Annotated in this window: 19 protein-coding genes and 1 pseudogene; 11 read left to right on the top strand and 9 right to left on the bottom strand. The window is 67.3% G+C overall.

All coding sequences use genetic code 11. The annotated features are described in order from the left end of the window. Window positions 1-188: 188 nt before the first annotated feature. The gene (gene gpmI / locus B7D75_RS26575; protein ID WP_034081805.1) at window positions 189-1,736 is read right to left on the bottom strand and encodes a 2,3-bisphosphoglycerate-independent phosphoglycerate mutase; all 1,548 of its coding nucleotides are present in this window, start codon (window positions 1,734-1,736) and stop codon (window positions 189-191) included. 325 nt (window positions 1,737-2,061) lie between these two features. Here gpmI and B7D75_RS26570 point away from each other — a divergent pair, with 325 nt between their 5' ends. Genes B7D75_RS26570 through secB form a run of 3 tightly spaced genes read left to right on the top strand, consistent with a single transcriptional unit; the run spans window position 2,062 to window position 3,265 of the window. Beyond that, window positions 2,062-2,481, top strand: coding sequence for a rhodanese-like domain-containing protein (locus B7D75_RS26570; protein WP_003096058.1), 420 nt, complete (start codon window positions 2,062-2,064; stop codon window positions 2,479-2,481). A 1-nt stretch (window position 2,482) separates the two neighbouring features. Next, window positions 2,483-2,737, top strand: coding sequence for a glutaredoxin 3 (gene grxC / locus B7D75_RS26565; protein WP_003155550.1), 255 nt, complete (start codon window positions 2,483-2,485; stop codon window positions 2,735-2,737). A gap of 36 nt (window positions 2,738-2,773) precedes the next feature. Next, the gene (secB, locus tag B7D75_RS26560; RefSeq protein ID WP_003096050.1) at window positions 2,774-3,265 is read left to right on the top strand and encodes a protein-export chaperone SecB; all 492 of its coding nucleotides are present in this window, start codon (window positions 2,774-2,776) and stop codon (window positions 3,263-3,265) included. 62 nt (window positions 3,266-3,327) lie between these two features. Here the strand turns inward: secB and trmL are convergent, their stop codons facing one another. Continuing rightward, window positions 3,328-3,789 (bottom strand): tRNA (uridine(34)/cytosine(34)/5-carboxymethylaminomethyluridine(34)-2'-O)-methyltransferase TrmL, encoded by a 462-nt coding sequence (trmL, locus tag B7D75_RS26555; protein WP_003155552.1) that lies wholly within the window; start codon window positions 3,787-3,789, stop codon window positions 3,328-3,330. On the opposite strand from trmL, the gene B7D75_RS26550 reads away from it, so the two are divergent. Next, window positions 3,788-4,255 carry a hypothetical protein gene (locus B7D75_RS26550; protein WP_003155554.1) on the top strand — a complete coding sequence of 156 codons (468 nt, stop codon included), beginning with the start codon at window positions 3,788-3,790 and terminating at the stop codon, window positions 4,253-4,255. The genes trmL and B7D75_RS26550 overlap by 2 nt on opposite strands. Window positions 4,256-4,899: 644 nt before the next feature. On the opposite strand, the gene ntrC is transcribed toward B7D75_RS26550, so the two are convergent. The 4 genes from ntrC to B7D75_RS26530 all read right to left on the bottom strand — a co-directional run bounded on the left by ntrC (window position 4,900) and on the right by B7D75_RS26530 (window position 8,770). Continuing rightward, window positions 4,900-6,330 carry a two-component system response regulator NtrC gene (gene ntrC, locus B7D75_RS26545; RefSeq protein WP_012077778.1) on the bottom strand — a complete coding sequence of 477 codons (1,431 nt, stop codon included), beginning with the start codon at window positions 6,328-6,330 and terminating at the stop codon, window positions 4,900-4,902. A 2-nt stretch (window positions 6,331-6,332) separates the two neighbouring features. Next, window positions 6,333-7,409 (bottom strand): two-component system sensor histidine kinase NtrB, encoded by a 1,077-nt coding sequence (ntrB, locus tag B7D75_RS26540; RefSeq protein WP_003155555.1) that lies wholly within the window; start codon window positions 7,407-7,409, stop codon window positions 6,333-6,335. Between the two features lie 270 nt (window positions 7,410-7,679). Continuing rightward, window positions 7,680-8,252, bottom strand: coding sequence for a DUF4124 domain-containing protein (locus B7D75_RS26535; protein WP_034081801.1), 573 nt, complete (start codon window positions 8,250-8,252; stop codon window positions 7,680-7,682). After that, the gene (locus B7D75_RS26530) at window positions 8,249-8,770 is read right to left on the bottom strand and encodes a DUF4124 domain-containing protein (RefSeq protein ID WP_058129727.1); all 522 of its coding nucleotides are present in this window, start codon (window positions 8,768-8,770) and stop codon (window positions 8,249-8,251) included. The genes B7D75_RS26535 and B7D75_RS26530 overlap by 4 nt, the downstream gene beginning before the upstream one ends. Window positions 8,771-9,054: 284 nt before the next feature. On the opposite strand from B7D75_RS26530, the gene B7D75_RS26525 reads away from it, so the two are divergent. Continuing rightward, window positions 9,055-11,259, top strand: a complete 2,205-nt coding sequence (locus B7D75_RS26525) for a mechanosensitive ion channel family protein (RefSeq protein WP_043100333.1) — start codon at window positions 9,055-9,057, stop codon at window positions 11,257-11,259. On the opposite strand, the gene B7D75_RS29970 is transcribed toward B7D75_RS26525, so the two are convergent. Both B7D75_RS29970 and glnA read right to left on the bottom strand, forming a co-directional pair. Then, window positions 11,256-11,381 (bottom strand): hypothetical protein, encoded by a 126-nt coding sequence (locus B7D75_RS29970; protein WP_260394459.1) that lies wholly within the window; start codon window positions 11,379-11,381, stop codon window positions 11,256-11,258. The two genes, B7D75_RS26525 and B7D75_RS29970, sit on opposite strands and share 4 nt — an antisense overlap. Window positions 11,382-11,497: 116 nt before the next feature. Then, on the bottom strand, window positions 11,498-12,907 hold the full coding sequence (gene glnA / locus B7D75_RS26520) for a glutamate--ammonia ligase (protein WP_003096016.1): 1,410 nt from the start codon (window positions 12,905-12,907) through the stop codon (window positions 11,498-11,500). A 337-nt stretch (window positions 12,908-13,244) separates the two neighbouring features. On the opposite strand from glnA, the pseudogene thiI reads away from it, so the two are divergent. Together thiI and typA are read left to right on the top strand one after the other, a co-directional pair. Next, window positions 13,245-14,698: pseudogene (gene thiI / locus B7D75_RS26510) on the top strand (tRNA uracil 4-sulfurtransferase ThiI). Window positions 14,699-14,915: 217 nt separating this feature from the next. Further along, window positions 14,916-16,733, top strand: coding sequence for a translational GTPase TypA (gene typA / locus B7D75_RS26505; RefSeq protein WP_003154709.1), 1,818 nt, complete (start codon window positions 14,916-14,918; stop codon window positions 16,731-16,733). An 83-nt stretch (window positions 16,734-16,816) separates the two neighbouring features. On the opposite strand, the gene B7D75_RS26500 is transcribed toward typA, so the two are convergent. Further along, window positions 16,817-17,242: a helix-turn-helix domain-containing protein gene (locus B7D75_RS26500; protein WP_034081795.1), complete on the bottom strand. Its 426-nt coding sequence runs from the start codon at window positions 17,240-17,242 to the stop codon at window positions 16,817-16,819. A gap of 83 nt (window positions 17,243-17,325) precedes the next feature. On the opposite strand from B7D75_RS26500, the gene B7D75_RS26495 reads away from it, so the two are divergent. The 4 genes from B7D75_RS26495 to estA all read left to right on the top strand — a co-directional run bounded on the left by B7D75_RS26495 (window position 17,326) and on the right by estA (window position 25,085). After that, complete coding sequence (locus tag B7D75_RS26495) at window positions 17,326-17,910, top strand: SAM-dependent methyltransferase (RefSeq protein WP_012077771.1); 585 nt, start codon at window positions 17,326-17,328, stop codon at window positions 17,908-17,910. A 139-nt stretch (window positions 17,911-18,049) separates the two neighbouring features. Then, complete coding sequence (locus B7D75_RS26490; protein WP_107114574.1) at window positions 18,050-21,652, top strand: DUF2339 domain-containing protein; 3,603 nt, start codon at window positions 18,050-18,052, stop codon at window positions 21,650-21,652. After that, window positions 21,649-23,043, top strand: coding sequence for a DUF3999 domain-containing protein (locus B7D75_RS26485; protein WP_034081791.1), 1,395 nt, complete (start codon window positions 21,649-21,651; stop codon window positions 23,041-23,043). Before B7D75_RS26490 ends, B7D75_RS26485 begins: the two co-directional genes overlap by 4 nt. Before the next feature lie 101 nt (window positions 23,044-23,144). After that, complete coding sequence (gene estA, locus B7D75_RS26480; RefSeq protein WP_058146480.1) at window positions 23,145-25,085, top strand: esterase EstA; 1,941 nt, start codon at window positions 23,145-23,147, stop codon at window positions 25,083-25,085. The last annotated feature ends 25 nt before the right edge of the window (window positions 25,086-25,110 follow it).

Raw genomic sequence — 25,110 nt, 5'->3', positions numbered from 1 at the left:
CCCTGCGGAGGGTTCGGGAGAAGATGCTGAAAATGAAAACCGCGGCACAGGCCTCGATGCCGGTGGTCAAGCCTGTCGGCCGATCGGCAGCGCCCGCCTGCGAGGCGAATGACGTCGCAGGCATTATCCGCCGATGGCCCGCAGAAGCGGCGAATAACCGCAACGCGGTTATTCGCCCTACGAGGGAATCAGTCGAGGATGACGATGCTGCGCCCGGTCATCTCCGCCGGCTGCTCCAGCCCCATCAGGGTCAGCATGGTCGGCGCCACGTCGGCCAGCACGCCGCCTTCGCGGATGCTCAGCTTGCGCTTGCCGACATAGACGAAGGGCACCGGTTCGCAGGTGTGCGCGGTGTGCGCCTGGCCGGTGGACTCGTCCTCCATCTGCTCGACGTTGCCGTGGTCGGCGGTGATCAGGGCTTCGCCGCCGACCTTGTCCAGTGCCTCGACGATGCGACCCATGCAGGTGTCCAGGCACTCCACGGCCTTGACCGCGGCCTCGAAGACGCCGGTGTGGCCGACCATGTCGCCGTTGGCGTAGTTGACCACGATCACGTCGTAACGCTGCTGCTCGATGGCCTCGACGATACGGTCGGTGACTTCCGGCGCGCTCATCTCCGGTTGCAGGTCGTAGGTGGCGACCTTCGGCGAGGGAATCAGGATGCGCTCCTCGCCTTCGTAGGGTTCCTCGCGGCCGCCGGAGAAGAAGAAGGTCACGTGGGCGTACTTCTCGGTCTCGGCGATGCGCAGTTGGGTCTTGCCGTGCTTGGCCAGGTATTCGCCGAGGACGTTGGTCAGCGGCTCCGGCGGGAAGGCGCAGGGCGCCGGGATGCTCGCCGCGTACTGGGTCAGCATGACGAAGCCGGCCAGCTGCGCCGCGCGCTGGCGGGGGAATTCCCCGAACGCCGGCTCGACGAAGGCGCGGCTCAGCTCGCGGGCGCGGTCGGCGCGGAAGTTCATGAAGATCACCGCGTCGCCGTCCTCGACCCGCACCGCTTCGGCGCCGGCCGGGACCACCGCGGTGGCCTTGACGAACTCGTCGCTCTCGCCGCGGGCATAGGCGGCCTCGAGGGCGGCCACAGAGGAGTCGGCGGTGAACTCGGCCTTGCCGTCGACGATCAGCTCGTAGGCGGCCTGGACGCGGTCCCAGCGGTTGTCGCGGTCCATCGCGAAATAGCGGCCGATGATCGAGGCGATGCGACCCTTGCCGAGCCCGGCGAAGGTGGCGTCGAGGCGCTCCAGCGAGGGCTGGGCGCTTTTCGGCGGGGTATCGCGGCCATCGAGGAAGGCGTGCAGGTAGATCTTGCCGGCGCCGCGCCTGGCGGCCATCTGCGCCATCGCCACCAGGTGGTCTTCATGGCTGTGCACGCCGCCCGGGGAGAGCAGGCCGAGGATGTGCACCGCCTTGTCGGCGGCCACGGCCTTGTCGACCGCGCCGGCGATCACCGGGTTGTCGAAGAATTCGCCGTCACGGATGGCCTTGGTGACGCGAGTGAAGTCCTGGTACACCACGCGGCCGGCGCCGAGGTTCATGTGGCCGACCTCGGAGTTGCCCATCTGCCCGTCGGGCAGGCCGACATCCATCCCGGAGCCGGAGATCAGTCCGTGCGGCTGGGTCGCCAGGAGGCGGTCCCAGACCGGCTTCTTCGCGGCGTAGATGGCGTTGTAGTCGGGGCTTTCGCTGTGGCCGAAGCCGTCCAGGATGATCAGGACCAGGGGTTTGGGCGTGGCAGTCATATGTCCGGCTCTATTTCCGCGGGGTTCAGAAACTGACCAAGTTCAGTGGGAACATTGTCGTTTAGGACGTAGGAAGAGGCTGATTGATTAAAGCGATCACGCCGATTCGCACGCGTTCGCCACTCTCTTCGCCGTCCTCGTCCCGCTCGAGCCGCACCCAGGCTGGGTCTGGCCAGCTTCACAGAAAAGGACCGGCATTCTAACCGTGAAGTTTCCTGCGACGCCATTTCCTGGAGCCGAGCGGGGCACCGGTCGGCGGGTTCCCCCCTGGCCGGCGCGGTCTGTATACTGGCCGGCATTTTTTACGCCCTGGATATCCGTCACCATGCAATTCGTTTCCCGTCTGATCGAGTTCGCCACCAACCACTACCTGCTGGTCGCGGCGCTGCTGGTTCTGCTGGTCCTGCTGTTGCTGCACGAACTGCGCAAGGGCGGCAAGAGCCTGTCGACCCGCGAGCTGACCGCGCTGGTCAACGCCGACCAGGCGGTGGTCCTGGATATCCGCCCGGCCAAGGAGTTCGCCAGCGGGCATATCGTCGACGCGCTGAATATCCCGGCCGACAAGCTGAACAGCCGCATGACCGAGCTGGAGAAGTACAAGGGCAAGACCATCATCCTGGTCGACGCCATGGGCCAGCATTCCGGCACCTGGGGCGGCGTCCTCAAGAAGGCCGGCTTCAACGCCGCCAAGCTGTCCGGCGGGATCGGCAGCTGGCGCGGCGACAACCTGCCGCTGGTGAAGTGACATGCCGCCCGTCGTGATCTACACCACCGCCTGGTGTCCCTACTGCATCCGCGCCAAGCAGCTGCTGCAGCGCAAGGGCGTGGACTTCCAGGAGATCGCCTGCGACGGCAAGCCCGAGCTGCGCGCCGAGCTGGCGCGCAAGGCGGGATCGAGCACCGTGCCGCAGATCTGGATCGGCGAGACCCATGTCGGCGGTTGCGACGACCTTCATGCACTGGAGCGCGCCGGCAAGCTGGACGCGCTGCTGTCTGCCTGAAACCATTCATGAATTGACCCAAGGGAAGGCCCGAAAATGACCGAGCAAGCTACCAACGGCGCTGCCGACGAACAGCAACCCCAGTTCTCCCTGCAGCGTATCTACCTGCGCGACCTGTCGTTCGAATCGCCGAAGTCCCCGGAAATCTTCCGCCAGGAATGGAACCCGTCCATCAGCCTGGACCTGAACACCCGCCAGAAGCAGCTGGACGGCGATTTCTACGAGGTGGTCCTGACCGTATCGGTGACCGTGAAGAATGGCGAGGACACCACCGCCTTCATCGCCGAAGTGCAGCAGGCCGGTATCTTCCTGATCAAGAACCTCGATCCGTCGAGCATGAGCCACACCCTCGGCGCGTTCTGCCCGAACATCCTCTTCCCGTACGCCCGCGAAGCCCTGGACAACCTGGTGGTGCGCGGTTCGTTCCCGGCGCTGATGCTGTCGCCGGTGAACTTCGATGCCCTGTACGCCCAGGAAATCGCCCGCATGCAAGCGTCTGGCGAAATCCCGACGCCGTCGGTGCAATAAGCCTCGCGCTTTGCCAGGAAGCCCGCCTCGCGCGGGCTTTTTCATGCCTGCCGTCCGGCTCCTCAGGCCGTGGCGAAGCCGAGTTGGCGCCAGGCTTCGTAGACGGTCACCGCCACCGTATTGGACAGGTTCAGACTGCGGCAGCCTTCGCGCATCGGCAGGCGCAGGCGTCGTTCGGCCGGCAGGGCGTTACGCACCTCTTCCGGCAGGCCGCGGCTTTCCGGGCCGAAGAGGAAGGCGTCGCCGCGCTGGTAGGCCACTTCGTGGAAGGCCCGCGATCCCTTGGTGGTGAAGGCGAACAGGCGCGGCTGGCCGAGGGCTTCCAGGCAGTCCTGCAAGTCCGGGTAGCGGCGCACGCTGGCGTACTCGTGGTAGTCCAGGCCGGCGCGGCGCAGGCGCTTGTCGTCCAGTTCGAAGCCGAGCGGCTCGATCAGGTGCAGGCTGCAGCCGGCGTTGGCGCAGAGCCTGATAATGTTGCCGGTATTCGGAGGAATCTCCGGTTGAAACAGGATTACATGGAACATGCAGGGCTCCGGAGCAGATAACGGGCGGCATTCTACCGCCGTCACCTACGATCTGCGGCGCCAGCGCTGGAAAGTCTGGGGCGCGCTGGTGTTGCTCGGGCTGTTGTTCGGGCTGATGCTGGGCAGGCTGTTCGGCCCCGGCTCGCTGCCGGAGGCTGTGCCGCAATTGCTGGCGGTGGAGCAGAGTGATGAAGGCCTGCTCCTGCGCTTCGACCGCCAGGCCGCGATCACGGCGGCGCGGGTGGAGGGTGCCCTGACCTTGCGTATCGCCGCCCGCGGCGTGACGCAGCAGGGCGACGGGCGCTGGCAGGGCCAGCCGCTGCGTTGGCGTATCCGCGAAGAGGGGAAGATGCTGCTGCTGAGCCTGGTCTCGACCCGCCCCCTGGAGGGGCGCTGGCAATGGTCGGAGAGCGGGGGGGACTGGCGCCTGGCCGTCGAACTGCAGGGGCTCGACGGCCGGGAATAAAAGGGGGAATTCTCAGCCTGCCTGTACCGAGGTCCCCAAACGGGAGGGCGGAGCGCGGATCGCGGTGCCGCCGGGATAAAAGAGGGGAGTTCTCAGCCTGCCTGTACCGAGGTCCCCGAAACGGGTGTGGCGGTTGCGCGCGGATGCTGCGCCTGCCGCCGGGTGTAAAAGGGGGGATTCCCCAGCCTGCCTGTACCGAGGCCCCCGAAATCGTCGTTGTCTGCTTCAATGCAGGGGCTGTGCCAATTTTGAAGGGGCTGGCGGCGTGCTGGCTTGCCTGGGGGTTCTGTGGATAAGTCTGTGGGCGAGCTGGTGATTAAAGTCTCTGGAAGCCCGTGGATCAAGGGCTTGGCGGCATCCCAGGGGATTGTGGGAAGTTGATTGCGGAAAAATGACGGAGCGGGCTTTTCCGCCAGCGATTCCTGCCGATTTGTCGCCTGCTGGTGCACGCTGCCCAAAATCCGGGCAAGGACCGCAGCCCCGCCGAGCCGGCGGATATTGGCCTGCGCCACGGTTCGGCGGGCGGTGCCGGGTGGGTACGGTGCCGAGGCCGGGGCGGCGTCTCGCTTGGCAGGGGCGGCGCGACGGGCCATGAAAAACGGGGCCCGAAGGCCCCGTTGCTCGCTCATGGGAGCAGTGGCGCTTCAGTCGTCGCCTTCGTCGTCGGCTCCATCGACGTTCATCCCCAGTTCCTTGATCTTGCGGGTCAGGGTATTGCGGCCCCAGCCGAGCAGCACGGCGGCATCGCGGCGGCGCCCGGCGGTGTGCTTGAGGGCGGTCTCGATCATGATCCGTTCGAAGGCTGGCACGGCGCTGTCCAGCAGGTTCGACTGGCCGCGCGCCAGGGCCTGGTCGGCCCACTGGCGCAGGGCCTGCTCCCAGTTCGCCGCCGGGGTGCTGTCCTGCGGCTGGGTGAGCAGCTCCGGCGGCAGGTCGTCGATGTGCACCTCGCGGCCGGAGGCCATGACGGTTATCCAGCGGCAGGTGTTCTCCAACTGGCGGACGTTGCCCGGCCAGCCGAGGTTCTTCAGGTAGTCCTCGGTCTCCGGCTTCAGCAGTTTGGGTTCCACCGCCAGCTCCTGGGCGGCGCGGCTGAGGAAGTGCCGGGCCAGGGCCGGGATGTCCTCGCGGCGGTCGGCCAGGCGCGGGATGTGGATGCGGATCACGTTCAGGCGATGGAACAGGTCCTCGCGGAACTTGCCGTCGCGCACCAGGCTTTCCAGGTTCTGGTGGGTGGCGGCGATGATCCGCACGTCGACCTTCACCGGGGTGTGCCCGCCGACCCGGTAGAACTCGCCGTCGGCCAGCACCCGCAGCAGGCGGGTCTGGGTGTCCGCCGGCATGTCGCCGATCTCGTCGAGGAACAGGGTGCCGCCGTCAGCCTGCTCGAAGCGCCCGCGGCGCTGGGCGGCGGCCCCGGTGAAGGCCCCCTTCTCGTGGCCGAACAGCTCGGATTCCATCAGGTCCTTGGGGATCGCCGCCATGTTCAGCGCGATGAACGGCGATGCCGCCCGCGGACTGTGGCGGTGCAGGGCATGGGCGACCAGTTCCTTGCCGGTACCTGACTCGCCGTTGATCAGCACGGTGATGTTGGAGTGGCTGAGGCGGCCGATGGCGCGGAACACCTCCTGCATCGCCGGCGCCTCGCCGATGATCTCCGGCGTGCGCGCCTGGTTCGCCGGCAGCTCCAGGCCCTGCTGCTCCTGGGCGTGCTGGTTGGCGCGCTTGACCAGCGAGACCGCCTCGTCGACGTCGAACGGCTTGGGCAGGTACTCGAAGGCGCCGCCCTGGTAGGAGGCCACCGCGCTGTCCAGGTCGGAATGCGCGGTCATGATGATCACCGGCAGGCGCGGATGCAGCTCGCGGATCTGTGCCAGCAGGTCGAGGCCGCTGGCGCCGGGCATGCGGATGTCGGAGATGATCACGTCCGGCTGCTGCCGGCCGAGGCGGCCGATGACACTGTCGGCGCTGTCGAAGCTGAGCGTGGTCATGCCTTCCTGCTGCAGGGCTTTTTCCAGTACCCAGCGGATGGAGCGGTCGTCGTCGACGATCCAGACGGTCTCTGATCGGCTCATGGTCAATGCACTCCTTGTTCCAGGGGCAGGAACAGACTGAACACGGTATGGCCGGGGTGGCTCTCGCATTCAATCAGCCCCTGGTGCTGGCTGATGATGTTCTGGGCGATGGCCAGGCCGAGTCCGGTACCGTCCGGGCGGCCGCTGACCATGGGGTAGAAGATGGTTTCCTGGAGCTCGGCGGGAATGCCCGGGCCGTTGTCGATGATCTCCACCTTGCACACCAGGCGGTGCCGCGTGTGGCCGATGGTGAACTGGCGCAGGGTGCGGCTGCGCAGGGTGATGCGACCCAGGCGCAGGTCGTTCTGCCCGGCGATCGCCTGCATGGCGTTGCGTACCATGTTGAGCACGGCCTGGATCATTTGCTCGCGGTCGAGCAGCAGGTCGGGGATGCTCGGGTCGTAGTCGCGGACCAGGGTGATGCTGCCCTGGCTTTCCGCCTCCACCAGGCTGCTGACCCGTTCCAGCACCTCGTGGATATTGGTCGGCGCCAGGTTCGGCAGTTTGTTCGAGCCGAGCATGCGGTCGACCAGATTCCGCAGTCGGTCGGCTTCCTCGATGATGACGTTGGTGTAGTCCTTCAGCGATTCTTCCGGCAGTTCCCGGGACAACAACTGCGCCGCGCCGCGGATGCCGCCGAGCGGGTTCTTGATCTCGTGGGCCAGGCCGCGCACCAGCAGCTTGGTGGTCTCCTGCTTGGACAACTGCGCCTCTTCGCGGGTGATCCGCATCAGCCGGTCGCGCGGATGGACTTCGAGCAGCAGCAGGGTCTCGTTGCGGTTGAGGATCGGGGTCACCGCATAGTCCACCGTGATGCTGATCCCGCTGATCGAGGTCAGGGTGGCTTCGCGCTTGGTGAACGGGTGCGCCTGTTCCACCGCCTGGCGCAGCGAGTTCAGGGCTTCCGGCGACTCGGTGAACAGCTCGCTGATGAATTGCCCGTGGCTGCGCTGGCCGCTGACGGCGAGGAGCATCTCCGCCGCCGGGTTCATGTACTCCAGGCGCAGCTCGCCATCGAGCAGGATCACCGCGGTGGTCAGGTTGTCGAGCAGCAGTCGGTGCAGGGTATCGGTCGGCATGGCGGGCAGCTGTTCCAAGGTTGGGCAGGAAAATGCAAAAAGCAAACCAGGCGCCGAAAAGGCGCGTTTTTTCTGCCGAGGCGCTGGCTAGAGGTGCGCCGGGAAGGTTTTCGGCGACCAGCGGTGACCCGAAATGGGGACAGTATAGAAAGTGGTGCGGGTATTCGCACCAATCTGGTGCATTGGCGTGGCAAGCGGCGTTTTCGCCAGGACAGCCTGGGAAAAAACCGGAAAATCCTGCCCACGGCGATGCGGGCAGGGAAAGTTCGGCTAGCGTGCTGCCGGCTGTACCGCACTGACCAGCGGCGTATCGAACTCCTGCAGGGGCTGGGCGGCGATGCTCACCCGGTGCAGGTGGAACGGCTGGCTCGGCGTGCTTTCCACGGTCATGCCGTCGGCATCGATGATTTCCACTGCGACCTGGTGGGTGCCGCGATCGAGGTTCTTCAACGGGAACACCGGGCTGCGTCCCGGCGTCCCGGCAGGCTTGCCGTCGAGCAGCAGGCGATAGCGATGGCCGGGCAGCAGCGCCGGCTCGCTGGTGACGGTGACGATGACGTCGCCGCTGTTCTCGCGCAGGGTCGCGTCCGGCTCGGGGAAGAGGATACGCAGCAACTGGTAGGCTGGCGGCTTCACCTCGATCGGCGCCGCGGGCGGGCGATAGCGGATGCCCGGCGGCGCCACGCTGTTGCTCGGCGCCAGCTCGACGCGCTGGGCCTTGCGCCCGCTGGGCGGCTGGTCGGTGTAGACGCGGTTGCCCTCGGCGTCGATGTAGGTATAGACCCCCGCCTGCGCGGCACAGGCCAGGCACAGCAGGACGGCGGCGAGAAGGCGCGGGATCACCGCTTCTTCCCCAGGTGCACGCGCTGCACGGTGAAGCTGACCGGCGGGCTGGCCTGCAGCACCCGCTCGCCGTTGAGCACCTGTACCGCCAGGCTGTGGTCGCCGCGGTCGATCTCATGCAGGGTGAAGCGCGTACCGCTGCTCGGCGTGCCGTAGGGCTTGCCGTCCAGCACCAGTTGCAGCTGGTGCCCGCTGCGCAGGGCCGGGCGGATGCTGACGCTGACGTTGAAGGTGCCGTTGTTGGCGCGCAGCGCCTCTTCCGTGGGCAGGTCGCTGAGGGCGAGGATCTCGTAGGCGGCGGAGGCCTCGCCGCCGACGGGCGTTGCGTCGGCCGGGGCCTTGGCCGGCGTGTCGATGCCCACGGTATTGGTCGGCTGCAGTTCCACGGTCTGCGCCTGCACGCCGTCCGGCGGCTGGTTGGTGAACACCTTGTTGCCGTTGGCGTCGGTGTATTGGTAGATCTGCGCCCCGGCCGGCAGGGCGGCGGCCAGGAGCAGGCAACTGATGATCAGGCGCATGGACGGTCTCCGGGTGAACCTGCCAAGCGTTGCACCGCATCGGCGCGCTGGCAAGCCGTGCATTGTGCGGCATGCGGGTATTCGAAGGTGTGCGCTGGGGCACGTTGGCGGTCGCTGTGCCTTCGGCTGCGGCCAGGTTCGTCTCAGCCGGCGCTGGTGGACGAACCCTCGTTGCGCCAGAGTGTCTGTGCCTGCGCCGCCGGCCGGCGGACCCGTTCGAAACGGCGGGCTCGCGGCTTGTATGATGCGGCTGTTTCGCTTTCTCACTGGGGACTGCCTTTCTCGTGCCGATCATCACCCTGTTCTCCCTTCGCTCCCGCGCCCTGGCTGGCATGCTGCTGTGCCTCTGCCTCGCCCTGTTCTATTCGCCGCCCGGCGCGGCGGCCCTGCCGAACCCGCTGGCGGGTTCCTCCGGTGGCGAAAAGGTCAGCGATGCGCAGTTGGAGCAATCGCTGAACCAGGTGATCCAGACCCTGGAGAACGACAGGCAGCGCGCCGATCTGTTGAAAAAGCTGAAACAGCTGCGCGACGTCACCAAGAAGGGCAAGGAAAGCGAAGGCGGGGTGCTGGGCCTGATCGGCGATACCCTGACCAGCCTGGAAAAGCAGTTCCAGGGCGCGAACAGCCCGGTGGCGCTGTGGGGCAACCAGTTCCAGCTGGCGCGCGCCGAGCTGGAGGAGCGCTTCCCCAGCTGGCGCGACCTGCCGTCGATGGTCTTCGACTTCTCGGTGGTGATCCTGCTCTGGGCCTGCCTGGCCAGCGCGCTGCTCTGGCTCAGCCGCCGGATGCGCGCGCGCTTCGGCTTGTCCGCCGAGCTGCCGCAGCATCCGAAGACCCGCGACCTGCTGCTGTTCGCCCTGCGCAAGCTGGGGCCCTGGCTGGTGGCGTTCTTCATCACCCTGTACCTGTCGGTGGTGCTGCCGGACTCGCTGAGCAAGACCCTGGCGATGGTCATGGCCTATGTGCTGGTCTGCGGCACGCTGTTCTCCGCGCTGTGCGTGATCTCCCTCTCGCTGCTCAGCGGCCCGCATCGCCAGCGCGCCCTGGATATCCTGCGGCGCCAGGCGTTCCGTCCGCTGTGGCTGATCGGCAGCCTCGCCGCGCTGGGCGAGGTGGCTCACGATCCGCGGCTGATCGCCGGGCTCGGCGAACACACCTCGGTCTGCCTGAGCACCCTGGCCAACGCCAGCGCGGCACTGTTCACCGCGCTGTTCGTGATGCGCTTCCGCCGGCCGATCGCTCACCTGATCCGCAACCAGCCGCTGGAGCGTCGCCTCAAGCGCCGCAGCCTGCATGACCTGGTGCAGCTGGTCGGTTCGCTGTGGTTCGTGCCGGTGCTGGTGCTGGTGGGGATTTCCCTGTTCGCCACCTTCGTCTCCGCCGGCGACAGCAGCTCGGCCCTGCGTCGGGCGCTGGTCTGCGCGCTGCTGGCGGTGGTGGCGATGACCGTGATCGGCCTGATCCGCCGGCGCTCCGGCCGGGTCGGCGCCGGCCCGCGGCGCAGCGCGCCGTATATCGAGCAGTTGCAGAGCTTCGGCTATACCCTGCTGCACATTTTCGTGGTGCTGTTCTTCATCGAGGTTTCCCTGCGTGTCTGGGGCATGTCGCTGATCCGCTATGCGGAGGGCGACGGCGAGCAGATCAGCATGAAGGTGGTCAGTTTCGGCACCACCCTGCTGGTCGCCTGGCTGATCTGGATCCTCGCCGACACCGCGATCCAGCACAGCCTCGGCCTGGGCGGCAAGAGCCGGCCGAACACCCGCGCGCTGACCATGCTGCCGCTGATCCGCAACGTGCTGTTCGCCACCATCGCGGTGATCGCCCTGATCGTCGCCCTGGCCAACATGGGCATGAACGTCACCCCGCTGCTGGCCGGTGCCGGCGTGATCGGCCTGGCCATCGGCTTCGGCGCGCAGTCGCTGGTGGCCGACCTGATCACCGGCCTGTTCATCATCATCGAGGACTCGCTGTCGATCGACGACTACGTCGACGTCGGCGGCCACCTGGGCACGGTCGAGGGCCTGACCATCCGCACCGTGCGCCTGCGCGACCTGGACGGCGTGGTGCATACCATCCCGTTCAGCGAGATCAAGAGCATCAAGAACTACTCGCGCCAGTTCGGCTACGCGATGTTCCGCTGGCCGGTGCCGGCGAGCATGCCGATCGACGACGCGGTGGCGCTGGTGCGCGAGGTGGCGATGGAGCTGCGCAGCGACCCGGCGGTCTACCGCAACCTGTGGTCGCCGATGGAATTGCAGGGCGTGGAGAGCTTCGACAACGGCCAGGCGGTCCTGCGCTTCCGTTTCAAGACCGCGCCGATCAAGCAGTGGGAAGTCCAGCGGGCGTTCAACCTGCGCCTGCGCCGGCGCCTCGACCAGGCCGGCCTGGAATTGTCGATGCCGCGCCTCAACGTGCAGTTGAGCCGGGCGCCCAGGGCGAGGTCCGCGGAGCCGGACGAGCAGGGCGCGCCGGCGGACGGCGGCATCTAGCACTGCAGGGTGATCCGGCAGATGCGACGCAGGTCGCGGTCGTGGATATCGCGGCATTCGGTGCCGGCCTGGGCGGGCAGGCTGAGGACGGCGGCGAGCAGGAGCCAGAGCGAGTGACGCATGGACGGTCCTCGTCCTCGGGGCGGGGAACGCGGCAAGTCTAAATGCGGTGGCCCATAAAAAAGGCCTCCCGAAGGAGGCCTCAAGAGGGTGACTCGTTGTTATAGGAAACGGTGGGTCAGACGCTGTAGTACAGGTCGTATTCCAGCGGGTGCACGAAGGTGCGCACCTTGATCTCTTCTTCGCTCTTCAGCTCGATATAGGCATCGATGAACTCGTCGGTGAACACGCCGCCCTTGGTCAGGAACGCGCGGCCCTTGTCGAGCTCTTCCAGCGCCTCTTTCAGGCTGCCGCAAACCTGCGGGATTTCCTTCGCCTCTTCCGGCGGCAGGTCGTACAGGTTCTTGTCGGCGGCATCGCCGGGGTGGATCTTGTTCTGGATGCCGTCCAGGCCGGCCATCAGCAGCGCGGCGAAGGCCAGGTAGGGGTTGGCTGCCGGGTCCGGGAAGCGCGCTTCGATACGGCGGGCCTTCGGGCTGGAGACGTACGGGATGCGGATCGAGGCGGAGCGGTTGCGCGCCGAGTAGGCCAGCATCACCGGGGCTTCGAAGCCCGGGACCAGGCGCTTGTAGGAGTTGGTCGAGGGGTTGGTGAAGCCGTTCAGGGCCTTGCCGTGCTTGATGATGCCGCCGATGAAGTACAGGGCTGTCTCGGACAGGCCGGCATAGCCTTCGCCGGCGAAGGTGTTCTTGCCGTCCTTGGAGATCGACATGTGCACGTGCATGCCCGAGCCGTTGTCGCCGTACAGCGGCTTCGGCATGAAGGTCACGGTCTTGCCGTAGGCGTCGGCGACGTTATGCACGCAGTACTTCAGGGTCTGCACTTCGTCGGCCTTGGCGACCAGGGTGTTGAACTTCACGCCGATCTCGTTCTGGCCGGCGGTAGCCACTTCGTGGTGGTGGACTTCGACCACCAGGCCCATTTCTTCCAGGGCGTTGCACATGGCGGTGCGGATTTCATGGTCGTGGTCGACCGGCGGTACCGGGAAGTAGCCGCCCTTCACGCCCGGGCGATGGCCCTTGTTGCCGGACTCGATGTCGGCGTCGGTGTTCCAGGAAGCCTGCTCGGAGAAGATCTTGAACATCGAGCCGGAGATGTCGGACTTGAACTTCACTTCGTCGAAGATGAAGAACTCCGGTTCCGGGCCGACGAACACGGTGTCGCCGATGCCGGTGGACTTCAGGTACTCCTCGGCGCGCTTGGCGATGTTGCGCGGGTCGCGCTCGTAGCCTTGCATGGTGCTCGGCTCGATGATGTCGCAGACCAGGATCAGGGTCGGTTCTTCGGTGAACGGATCGAGGACGGCGGTGCTGTCGTCCGGCATCAGGATCATGTCGGAGGCTTCGATGCCTTTCCAGCCGGCGATGGAGGAGCCGTCGAACATCTTGCCGGCTTCGAAGAACTCATCGTCCAGCGCGTCGCGAGCCGGCATGGTGACGTGTTGCTGCTTGCCCTTGGTATCGGTGAAGCGCAGGTCTACCCACTTCACGTCATGGTCTTTGATCAGTTGGTGCGACTTGTACGACATGCTGTCCTCCAGGAGGGATTAGAGCTGGGAGCTTTTTTCTGTGCCCCAGTATCGGGTGATGCCGGCCGGAATACTCCGCCAGGGCAACCTGCCTCACAAGTGAGCAAGTTGCGTGCCAGTGCACGGAAACGGGCAGGGCCTCATGGTTGGCGGGGTCGGACCTGCTTTTGCACGGCTCTGCGGGTTTCGCCTGCACCGTTATGGTGCTCCATGTTGGTGCATCATTCCATTTTGGTGCACTGAAAATAACTACGCATATTTCTGCTCAATACATGAGCAATTTCGGATATAATTTCGCCCCTTTTTTTCCGTCGCCCCGCGCGTTCGCGTCCCCCGCATGAAACTCATCGTCAAGACCTTCCAGGAAATCACCATCAAGAGCCGGCCGGTGCGCAAGCGCTTCATCCGGCAACTGGCGAAGAACATCCGCGCGGTGCTGCGCGACCTGGATCCGGAACTGAAGGTCGAGGGCGAGTGGGACAATCTCGAAGTGGAGACCGCCGTGCTCGACGCCAGGGTCCGGCGCGAGATGATCGAGCGCCTGACCTGCACCCCGGGCATCGGTCATTTCCTCGAGGTCCACGAGTATCCGCTGGGCGATTTCGACGACATCCTCGCCAAGTGCAAGGTGCACTTCGGCGACCAGCTGGCCGGCAAGATGTTCGCCGTGCGCTGCAAGCGCGCCGGCAAGCACGCGTTCACCTCGATGGAGGTGGAGCGCTACGTCGGCAGCGGCCTGCGCCGCGAATGCGGGGCCGCCGGGATCGACCTGAAGCAGCCGGAAGTCGAGGTGCGGATGGAAATCCGCCTCGACCGCCTGTTCGTCATCCATCGCCAGCATCCGGGCCTGGGCGGCTATCCGCTGGGCGCGCTGGAGCAGGTGCTGGTGCTGATGTCCGGCGGCTTCGACTCGACCGTGGCGGCCTACCAGATGATGCGCCGCGGGATGATCAGCCACTTCGTGTTCTTCAACCTCGGCGGCCGCGCCCACGAACTCGGGGTGATGGAAGTCGCCCACTACCTGTGGGAGAAATACGGCCGCTCGCAGCGCGTGCTGTTCGTCAGCGTGCCGTTCGAGGAAGTGGTCGGCGAGATCCTCACCAAGGTCGACGACAGCTACATGGGCGTGACCCTCAAGCGCATGATGCTGCGCGCCGCCAGCCGCGTGGCCGAGCGCCTGGGGCTGGACGCGCTGGTGACCGGCGAGGCGATCTCCCAGGTGTCCAGCCAGACCCTGCCGAATCTCTCGGTGATCGACCGGGTCACCGATACCCTGGTGTTGCGTCCGCTGATCGTCAGCCACAAGCAGGACATCATCGACACCGCCCGGCAGATCGGCACCGCCGAGTTCGCCCGACACATGCCGGAATACTGCGGGGTGATCTCGGTGAACCCGACCACCCAGGCCAAGCCCTACCGCGTCGAGCACGAGGAATCGAAGTTCGACATGGCGGTGCTCGAACGCGCCCTGGAGCGCGCCACCCAGCGCACCGTCGACCGGGTCATCGACGAACTCGGCCAGGACCTTTCGGTGGAAGAGGTGGCCGAGGTGCTGCCCGGTCAGATTGTCATCGACATCCGCCATCCTGACGCCCAGGAAGACGAACCCCTGGCGCTGGAAGGCGTCGAAGTCCAGGCGCTGCCGTTCTACGCGATCAACAGCCGCTTCAAGGAACTGGACGCGAACCGCCAGTACCTCCTGTATTGCGACAAAGGGGTGATGAGCCGCCTGCATGCCCATCACCTGCTCAACGAGGGCACATCAATGTGCGTGTTTATCGTCCGGCTTAAGCAGCCGGGCTTGTTCGGCGGCAGCATCCGCCACCGTCCTCCCGACACGTCCGCCGCCTAGGCCGATGCCCGCCCTTCGGCGCGCCGGCCGGACCGGGGCAGCGTCCGCCCGCTGCCCGCCCCTTAATTGAAGAAGCATGTCGTGTCGGACGCCGCCCTGTCCGACCCCCACCACCGCCGCGAAGCCGCGCTTCGGGCGTCAAACGAGACAAGACTTGTGATCGAAAATCTGCGCAACATCGCCATCATCGCCCACGTCGACCATGGCAAGACCACCCTGGTGGACAAGCTGCTGAAGCTGTCCGGCACCCTCGACCGCAAGGAAGCGGAAAGCGAGCGGGTGATGGACTCCAACGACCAGGAAAAAGAGCGTGGCATCACCATCCTGGCGAAGAACACCGCGATCAAGTGGAACGGCTACAACATCAACATCGTCGATACCCCCGGCCACGCCGACTTCGGCGGCGAGGTGGAGCGCGTGATGTCGATGGTCGACTCCGTGCTGCTGGTGGTCGACGCCCAGGACGGCCCCATGCCGCAGACCCGCTTCGTGACCCAGAAGGCGTTCAAGGCCGGCCTGCGTCCGATCGTGGTGGTGAACAAGATCGACCGTCCGGGCGCGCGTCCGGACTGGGTCATCGACCAGATCTTCGACCTGTTCGACAACCTCGGCGCCACCGACGAGCAACTCGACTTCCCGATCGTCTACGCCAGCGCCCTGAACGGCATCGCCGGCCTCGACCACGAGAAGATGGACGACAACATGGACGCGCTGTTCCAGGCGATCATCGACCACGTCCCGGCACCGGTGGTGGACACCGAGGGTTCGTTCCAGATGCAGATCTCGCAGCTGGACTACAACAGCTTCCTCGGCGTGATCGGTATCGGTCGCATCACCCGCGGCAAGGTCAAGTCCAACACCCCGGTGGTAGCGATCAGCGACGACGGCAGCAAGCGCAACGGCCGCATCCTGAAGATCATGGGCCACCATGGCCTGCAGCGCGTCGAGGTGGCCGAGGCGGAAGCCGGCGACATCGTCTGCGTCAGCGGCATGGAGGAGCTGTTCATCTCCGACACCCTGTGCGACCCGCAGAACGTCGAGGCGCTGCCGCCGCTGACCGTCGACCAGCCGACCGTGAGCATGACCTTCCAGGTCAACGACTCGCCGTTCGCCGGCCGCGAAGGCAAGTTCGTCACCAGCCGCAACATCAAGGAGCGCCTGGAGAAGGAACTGCTGCACAACGTGGCGCTGCGCGTCGAGCAGGGCGACAGCCCGGAGAAGTTCAAGGTTTCCGGCCGCGGCGAGCTGCACCTGTCGGTTCTGATCGAGACCATGCGCCGCGAAGGCTTCGAGCTGGCCGTGGGCCGCCCGGAAGTGGTGATCATCGAGAAGGACGGCGTGAAGCAGGAACCCTACGAGAACGTCTCCATCGACATCGAGGAGCAGCACCAGGGCCCGGTGATGGAACAGATGGGCCTGCGCAAGGGCGACATGACCAACATGATCCCCGACGGCAAGGGTCGCCTGCGCCTGGAATACGTGATCCCGGCCCGTGGCCTGATCGGTTTCCGCAACGCCTTCCTGACCATGACCTCGGGCACCGGCATCCTGACCTCGACCTTCGACCACTACGGTCCGGTCAAGGCCGGCGACGTCGCCCACCGCCAGAACGGCGTGCTGGTCTCCATGGCTACCGGTACCGCGCTGACCTACTCCCTGGAAACCCTGCAGGACCGCGGCAAGCTGTTCCTCTCCCCGGGCGACGAAGTCTACGAAGGCCAGCTGGCCGGCATCCACAGCCGCGACAACGACCTGGTGATCAACCCGACCAAGGCCAAGAAGCTCGACAACATGCGCGCTTCCGGCAAGGACGAGACCATCCAGCTGACCCCGGCGCTGAAGTTCACCCTCGAGCAGGCCCTGGAGTTCATCGATGAAGACGAGCTGGTGGAAGTGACGCCGAAGTCGATCCGCCTGCGCAAGAAACTGCTCAACGAGAACGATCGCAAGCGCTACGAGCGCAGCAAGGTCTAAACCGTTGCCGTACCGGCGCGCCGCAACGGCGCGCCTCGCGGCCGGCAGGCGGGGCAGGGGTGCCCGGCCTGCCGGCCGTTTTGCTATGCGCCGGGGACTTTCCGGCGTGGCTTGATGGTTCCCGCGGCAGCCGCCCGCAGCAGGCGGCGGAACGTCGGACAGGCCATGTGCTCGCGTGCCGGGCAGCCCGCGGCATGCCGCAGGCCGTCGCGCATGGCGGTGAGGCGGCGGATCGTCCGGTCCAGTTCGTCGGCCTTGGCCGCCAGCGTCTCGCGGTCGATCCGCAACGTACCGTCGGCTGCGCTCATGCCGGCGATCTCGTCCAGCGACAACCCCGCGGCGCGGCCCAGCCCGATCAGCGCCAGGCGCTCCAGTACACCTGCATCGAAGCGCCGGCGCAGGCCGTGGCGGCCGCTGGAGGCGATCAGCCCCCTTTCCTCGTAGTAACGCAGGGTCGAGGCCGGTACCCCGGAACGCCGCGCGACCTCGCCTATGTCCAGTTGCCGCATGCCCTTGACCTCAAGTCGACTTGAAGTGGAAGACTAGCGTTTCGGCACCTGGGCCGTGACGAAATACAGACGAGGTGAACCTCATGTGGGACGAACGCTATGCCGCCGAAGAGTATGTCTACGGAACCGAACCCAACGCTTTCCTGAAAGAGCATGCGCAGCGGCTGGCCGGGCCGGTGCTGAGCGTCGCCGAGGGCGAGGGGCGCAACGCGGTGTTCCTCGCTTCGCTGGGCCTGGAGGTGCTTGGCGTGGACGGTTCCGCCGTCGGCCTGGCCAAGGCGCGCCGGCTGGCCGAGGCGAAAGGCGTGTCGATCGACACCCTGGTGGTCGACCTGGCGGACTACGAACCGCCGGCAGCGGCGTTCGGCGCGGTGGTGTCGATCTTCGCGCACCTGCCCGGTCGGTTGCGCGGCAGACTCAACCGCCTGCTGGAACGTGCGCTGCGGCCGGGCGGTATCTTCCTGCTGGAGGCCTATCGGCCGGAGCAGCTCGGTCGCGGCACCGGCGGCCCGGCGGATGTCGACATGCTGGTGAGCCGCGCGGCGCTGGAGGCGGAGCTGCCGAATTGCGAGGTGCTGCTGGCGCGGGAGATCGAGCGCGAGGTGGTCGAGGGTCGTTTCCACACCGGCGCGGCCTGTGTGGTCCAGTTCATCGCCAGGAAGAGGTAGCTCGCCACGGGGCGGGCGTCGGAATGCGTCGAATGTCGGGAATGCGGGCTGTATACTCCCGGCGCGGGTTCCGGCCTGGCAGGATGGCCAGGCCAGGTATCAGTGGATCGTGGTACCTAATTGATCAAGGATTCGACGCATGCAATGGATTTTCATGCTGGTAGGCCTGATCCTCGGCGGCTTCGCCGGGGATTCGCTGGTCGGCGCCATCCTCGGCGGCCTTTCCGGCCTGGCCCTGGGACAGGCTTTCTCGCTGCAGAACCTGGCGCAACAGAACGAGCGCCTGCGCAAGCAGATGAGCGAGTTCGCCGAACGCTTCGAGCGCGGCACCGAGGTCATCCACGAGCGCCTGCTGCGCGTGGAGCGCCAGGCGCAGGACGTTCCGGAAAGCGTTTCCGCGCCGGCCGCCGGCATCGACCAGCCGCTCGCAGACACGCCTCCCGCGCCTCCCGCCGAGGTTGCGCCGCCGCTGGACTGGGAGATCGAGCTGCCGGCCGTCGAGGCTGCGCCGCCTCCGCCTGGTCCCCTGGAACCCGTCCAGCCCGTCGAGAGACAGCCGGCGTTCCAGCCTGAGGACCAGCCGGCGCCCCGCCGCGCCCCAACAGCGGTTCCACGCGAACCCTCGCTGGTCGAACGTGGCTTCGCCGCGGCCAAGGGCTGGCTGTTCGGCGGCAATACGGTATTGCGCATCGGCGTGGTGCTGCTGTTCATCGGCCTGGCCTTTCTCCTGCGCTATGCCTCGGAACGGGTGGTGGTGCCGGTGGAATACCGCTACGCCGGGGTGGCCCTGGCGGCGCTGGCGCTGCTCGGCGTCGGCTGGTGGCTGCGCGAGCGGCGCGCCGCCTACGGCCTGCTCCTGCAAGGCACCGGTATCGCGGTGCTGTACCTGACGATCTTCGCCGCGATGCGCCTGCATCCGCTGATCTCGCCCGGCGCGGCGCTGGTCCTGCTGGTGGTGGTGACGATCTGCTCGGCGTTCCTCGCCGTGCTGCAGAACGCCATGGGCCTGGCGGTGGTGGCGGCGCTCGGCGGCTTCGCCGCGCCGATCCTGACCTCCACCGGCAGCGGCAACCATGTGGCGCTGTTCAGCTACTTCGCCCTGCTCAACGCCGGGATATTCGCCATCGCCTGGTTCCGCGCCTGGCGCCTGCTCAACCTGGTCGGCTTCGTCGGCACTTTCGGCATCGGCTTCGCCTGGGGCCTGCGTTCCTACACGCCAGGGCTGTTCGCCAGCACCGAGCCGTTCCTGCTGCTGTTCTTCCTGATGTACGTCGGCATCGGCCTGCTCTTCGCCCGGCGCAAGCTGCTGGAAGCCGCCCAGGCGCCCGAGGAGCGCGGCGAACTGCTGCGCTGGTCGGCGCGACAGGCCGACTACATCGATGCCACGGTACTGTTCGGCCCGCCGCTGGTGGGGTTCGGCCTGCAATGCGCGGTGATCGGCCACATCGGATTCGGCATGGCTTTCAGCGCCCTGGCGTTGGGCCTGTTCTACCTGGTGCTGGCGCGTGTGCTGCGGGGGCATGCGTCTGCCGCACGTACCAGCCTGCTGGTGGAGGTGTGCCTGGCGCTGGGGGTGGTCTTCGGTACCCTGGCCATTCCGCTCGGCCTGGACGCGCGCTGGACCTCGGCTGCCTGGGCCGTCGAAGGCGCCGGCATCTACTGGCTCGGCCTGCTCCAGCGCCGCCGCCTGGCACGGATCTTCGCCCTGCTGCTGCAGGGCGGTGCGGCGCTGGCCTACCTGAATGGCTTGCGACCGGGCGAGACGACGCTGCTGGAGGGCTCGCCGCTGGGCGCGCTGATGCTCGGCGCGGCGGCGCTGTTCAGCTTCTGGCAACTGCGTCGCGCGCCGGCGAAAGCGCTGGCCGACTGGGAGCCTGCCTGCCAGCCGTTGCTGGCGGCCGCCGGCCTGGCCTTCCTCTATCTGGTCGCACCGCTCTGCCTGGCCGTCGACGACACCGCCATCGCCTGGGCCGTGGCCGGCCTGGCGAGCTTGTTCGCCGGCCTGCGCCTGGGCTCGCGCACCTTCCTGTTCTGCGCCTTCGCCGTGCAATTGCTGGGCGGTGCGCTATTCCTCCTGCATTTGCAGGGCGGCGATGGCCAGGGTGGGGTATTCGACTCGGGCTGGCGCGGCTTGATGACCGCCTCGCTGATCGGCCTGGCGCTGATCGGCGGCATGCTGCTGGCGGCGCGCGACCCGCTGGTGAGGGACGACAGTCGGCTGCTCATGGGCCTGAGCCTGGTGCTGCTGGCCGGCCTGGCGTTCGTCAACCTGGCGGTGCTGTTCGTCCTGCCCTGGCGCAGCGCCAGCGCGGTATGGGCCGGTAGCGGGCTGCTGATCATCTGGCTGAGCCTGGTGCTGCGCCAGCGCCTGAGTTTCTACTTCGGCCTCGCCTTGCAGGTGGTAGGAGGCCTGGCATTTCTCCTCGCCGGGCCGTCGCTGCTCGGCTCGCTGAGCGGAGACGGCCTGCGGCCCCTGGCTCATTCCGGGTTCTGGACGCCGGCAGTGCTGGCCCTGGCGGCGCTGGTCGGCGCCTGGCGGCTGCGCCGCGCCGGCGAGCACGAGCGGGCGCTGGGGATCGGTACCATCGGCCTGGCCGAGCTGTCGCACCTGCTGCTGCTCTGGGGCGCGGGCTGGTGGACGCTGACCGCGCTGTGCGAGACCACCCGCTTCGTGCCTGCTGGCCTGCGCGAGCATGCGCTGCTGCTGCTGGCCTCGGCGACAGTGGCGTCGTGGATGCTGCTGGCGCTGCGCGAGCGCTGGCGCGAGCTGGCCCTGCTATGCCTGGCGCTGGTCCCGGTGGCGCTGTTGGCCCTGGCGAGCGTCTGGCGCTTCGATTACCAGCCGTTCGGTGAATTCGGCTGGCTGGCCTGGCCGCTGCTGTTCGCCACGCACCTGCTGTCGCTGCGACGTCTCGCCCCGCTGTTGCCGAGGCGCGCGCTGGGCGCCGCCCACGTGCTCGGCTGCTGGCTGTTGCTCGGGGTGCTGGCGCTGGAGCTGCGCTACCTGTTCGCCCTGCTCGCCGAACAGTACAACGCCTGGCGTTGGCTGGGCTGGGCGCTGGTGCCGAGCGCCTACCTGCTGCTGGTGGCCGGCGGGCGGAGCCTGCCCTGGCCGCTGCGCGACTTCCCGCGGGAGTATCGGCTGCTCGCCGCTGCGCCGGTGGCGCTGTTGCTGTTCGGCTGGTTCTGGAGCGCCAACCTGTTCAGCGACGGTGCCGCCGAGCCGCTGCCTTACCTGCCGCTGGCCAACCCGCTGGAGCTGGGGCTGCTGATCGTGCTGTTCGCCCTCTACCGCTGGAGCGACGCCAGTCTGGCCCCGCTCGTCGACGGCAATGCCAGCGTGCGCCTGGGGCGCCAGGCGCTGGCCGGCGCCTCGCTGTTCGCCCTGCTGACCCTGGCGGTGTGCCGCGCCGCGCACCACCTGGGCGACGTGCCGTTCCAGGCCGACGCGCTGGCCGCGTCGATGCTGGTGCAGGCGGGGCTGTCGCTGGTCTGGACGCTCTGCGCCCTGGGCCTGACCATCGCCGGTACCCGTCTCGGCCGGCGCGACCTGTGGATGGTCGGCGCGGCGCTGGTCGGCGTGGTGGTGATCAAGCTGTTCTTCGTCGAGCTGGGCAACAGCGGCAGCCTGGAGCGGATCATTTCCTTCATCGGCGTCGGCGTCCTGCTGCTGATCGTCGGCTATTTCTCACCCTTGCCTCCGCGTCGCGCCGAGGTTGCAGCGGAGGCCGAGCAGCCATGACGCGCTCCATCCTGTATCGAACCGCCAGCCTGTTCCTGCTGGGCGCCTGGCTTGCCGGACCGTCTTCGGCGAAGGAAGCGCCGGAGGACTTCAGCCACCTGGTGCCGCTGGCCCTGCAAGGCGAGGGTCCCTGGTACCGCCTGAGCGTGCCGATGAGCGTGCAGTTGTCGGCGGCCCACGCCGACCTGCGCGACCTGCGCGTCTTCGACGGCGAGGGAGCGGCCCTGCCCTACGCCCTGGTGGCCGGCAGCGAGCGACAGGCCAGCACGCCGCACCAGGCCGAGGTACGCCTGTTCCCCTTGCGCGGCTCATCGGCCAGCGATGCGGCGCAACCGAATCTGCGGGTGCAGCGCAATACCAGCGGCACCATCGTCGAAGTGCTGCCGGCCAGCACGGAGCCGGCAGGCGAGACCCTGCGCGGCTGGCTGGTCGACGCGAGTGCGGTGAAGTTTCCCCTGGAGCGCCTGCAACTGGACTGGAACAGCCCGGAGGAGGGCTTCCAGCGCTTCTCCGTGGAAGCCAGCGACGATCTCGAGCGCTGGCAAGCCTGGGGCGACGGGCAGATCGCCCGGCTGACCTTCAATGGCGAGCGCATCGACGTCAGCGAGGTCCGGCTGCCCGCTCGGCAGGCCCGCTACCTGCGTCTTTTGTGGCCCGCCGACGCGACCGCGGTGGAGCTCAGGAGCGCGCGCGTGCACGGCAGCACCCGGACCACCGAGCCAGCCCCGATGCTCTGGTCCGAGCCGCTGCCCGGGCGCCAGGAGAAGGACGGCGAGTACCGCTGGCAATTGCCGCTGGCGCTGCCGGTGCAGCGGGTGCGGGTGTCCCTGGAGCAGGCGCAGGCCCATACCATCGCGCCGGTGGAGCTGTCCGGCCGGGGGCACGCGGAGAAGGCATCGTCACGCCGGGAGATTGCCTGGAACTCTCTTGCACGTGGCGTTCTGTACCGTCTGCCGATCGATGGTCGGAGCGTGCAGGAAAACGAGCTGGAGCTGCCGGGCTGGCCGGTGCGCGAACTGCGTCTGCGCGTGGATCCGCGCGGCACCGGCCTTGGTGCGGCGGCACCGGGCCTGAGCGTCGGCCTGCCGGCCAGTGAACTGGTATTCCTGGTGCGCGGCAGTCCTCCGTACCGCCTGGCGTACGGCAAGGCCGCCGCGCAGTCGGCCGCGCTGCCGCTCGGCGTGCTGATTCCCGGCTACACCGAGAGCAAGCGTGGCACCCTGGGTAGCGCCAGCCTGGCCGCCGCGCTGGAGGTCGCTGCGCCGGTAGCCGTACCGGAGGCGGGAACCGACTGGAAGAAGATCGGCCTGTGGGCGGTACTTCTGCTCGGGGTCGGTCTGCTGGTAATAATGGCAATGAGCCTGCTGCGCTCGCCGCCGAACCGCTCATGAGCCCGCCCCGGGCTATGCTGTTCGGCTGACGAGGGCTTTACGACGGGCGCCCCGGGCGCTCGCGGCGTCCCGACAATAAAAACAAATCACGGAGTAAGAGAATGATCAGAATGGCGCTCAAGCCACTGGCGGCGGCCTGCCTGCTGGCTTCGCTGTCCACCGCCCTGCAGGCTGCCCCCTCGCCCTATTCGACCCTGGTGGTGTTCGGCGACAGCCTCAGCGATGCCGGGCAGTTTCCCGATCCCGGCGGTCCGGCCGGAAGCACTTCGCGCTTCACCAACCGGGTGGGACCGACCTACCAGAACGGCAGCGGCGAGATCTTCGGACCGACCGCGCCCATGCTGCTCGGCAATCAGCTCGGCATCGCCCCGGGCGACCTGGCTGCCTCGACCTCGCCGGTCAACGCCCAGCAGGGCATCGCCGACGGCAACAACTGGGCGGTGGGCGGCTACCGTACCGACCAGATCTACGACTCGATCACCGCGACCGACGGCTCGCTGATCGAGCGCGACAATACCCTCCTGCGCAGCCGCGACGGCTACCTGGTGGACCGCGCCCGCCAGGGCCTGGGCGCCGATCCGAATGCGCTCTACTACATCACCGGCGGCGGCAACGACTTCCTCCAGGGACGCATCCTCAACGACGTCCAGGCGCAACAGGCCGCCGGCCGCCTGGTGGATAGCGTGCAGGCCCTGCAGCAGGCCGGCGCGCGCTACATCGTGGTCTGGCTGCTGCCCGACCTGGGCCTGACCCCGGCTACCTTCGGTGGTCCCTTGCAGCCTTTCGCCAGCCAACTCAGCGGCACGTTCAACGCCGAGCTGACCGCCCAGTTGAGCCAGGCCGGCGCCAACGTCATTCCGTTGAACATCCCGCTGCTGCTCAAGGAAGGCATGGCCAACCCGGCTTCCTTCGGCCTGGCCGCCGACCAGAACCTGATCGGCACCTGTTTCAGCGGCAACGGCTGCACCATGAACCCGACCTACGGGATCAACGGCAGCACGCCCGACCCGAGCAAATTGCTGTTCAACGACAGCGTGCACCCGACCATCACCGGCCAGCGGCTGATCGCCGACTACACCTATTCGCTGCTGTCGGCGCCCTGGGAACTGACCCTGCTGCCGGAAATGGCCCACGGCACCCTGCGTGCCTACCAGGACGAATTGCGCAGCCAGTGGCAGGCGGACTGGGAGAACTGGCAGAACGTCGGCCAGTGGCGTGGCTTCGTCGGCGGCGGTGGCCAGCGCCTGGACTTCGACTCCCAGAACAGCGCCGCCAGCGGCGACGGCAACGGTTACAACCTGACCCTCGGCGGCAGCTACCGGATCGACGAGGCCTGGCGCGCCGGGGTCGCCGCCGGCTTCTACCGGCAGAAGCTGGAAGCCGGCGCCAGGGATTCCGAGTACCGGATGAACAGCTACATGGCCAGCGCCTTCGTGCAATACCAGGAAAACCGCTGGTGGGCTGACGCGGCGCTGACCGGCGGCTACCTCGACTACGACGACCTGAAGCGCACGTTCGCCCTGGGTGGCGGAGAACGCAGCGAGAAAGGCGACACCAATGGCCACTTGTGGGCGTTCAGCGCGCGCCTGGGCTACGACATCGCCCAGCAGGCCGACAGTCCCTGGCACCTGTCGCCGTTCGTCAGCGCCGACTATGCGCGGGTCGAGGTCGACGGCTATTCCGAGAAGGGCGCCAGCGCCACCGCGCTCGACTACGACGAGCAGAAACGCAGCTCGAAGCGCCTGGGGGCCGGCCTGCAAGGCAAGTATGCGTTCGGCAGCGATACCCAGCTGTTCGCCGAGTACGCCCACGAGCGCGAGTACGAGGACGACACCCAGGACTTGACCATGTCCCTCAACAGCCTGCCGGGCAATCGCTTCACCCTCGAAGGCTACACCCCGCAGGATCGCCTCAACCGTGTCTCCCTGGGCTTCAGCCAGAAGCTGGCGCCGGAGTTGTCGCTGCGCGGCGGCTACAACTGGCGCAAGGGCGAGGACGATACCCAGCAGAGCGTCAGCCTGGCGCTGAGCCTGGATTTCTGAGGACCTCGTGGCCGGCGTCCGGGCG

The organism is Pseudomonas paraeruginosa, from assembly GCF_003025345.2.
Taxonomy (GTDB): domain Bacteria; phylum Pseudomonadota; class Gammaproteobacteria; order Pseudomonadales; family Pseudomonadaceae; genus Pseudomonas; species Pseudomonas paraeruginosa.
The sequence above is the reverse complement of the archived record's forward strand: the minus strand, read 5'-3'. Positions and strand labels throughout refer to the sequence as shown.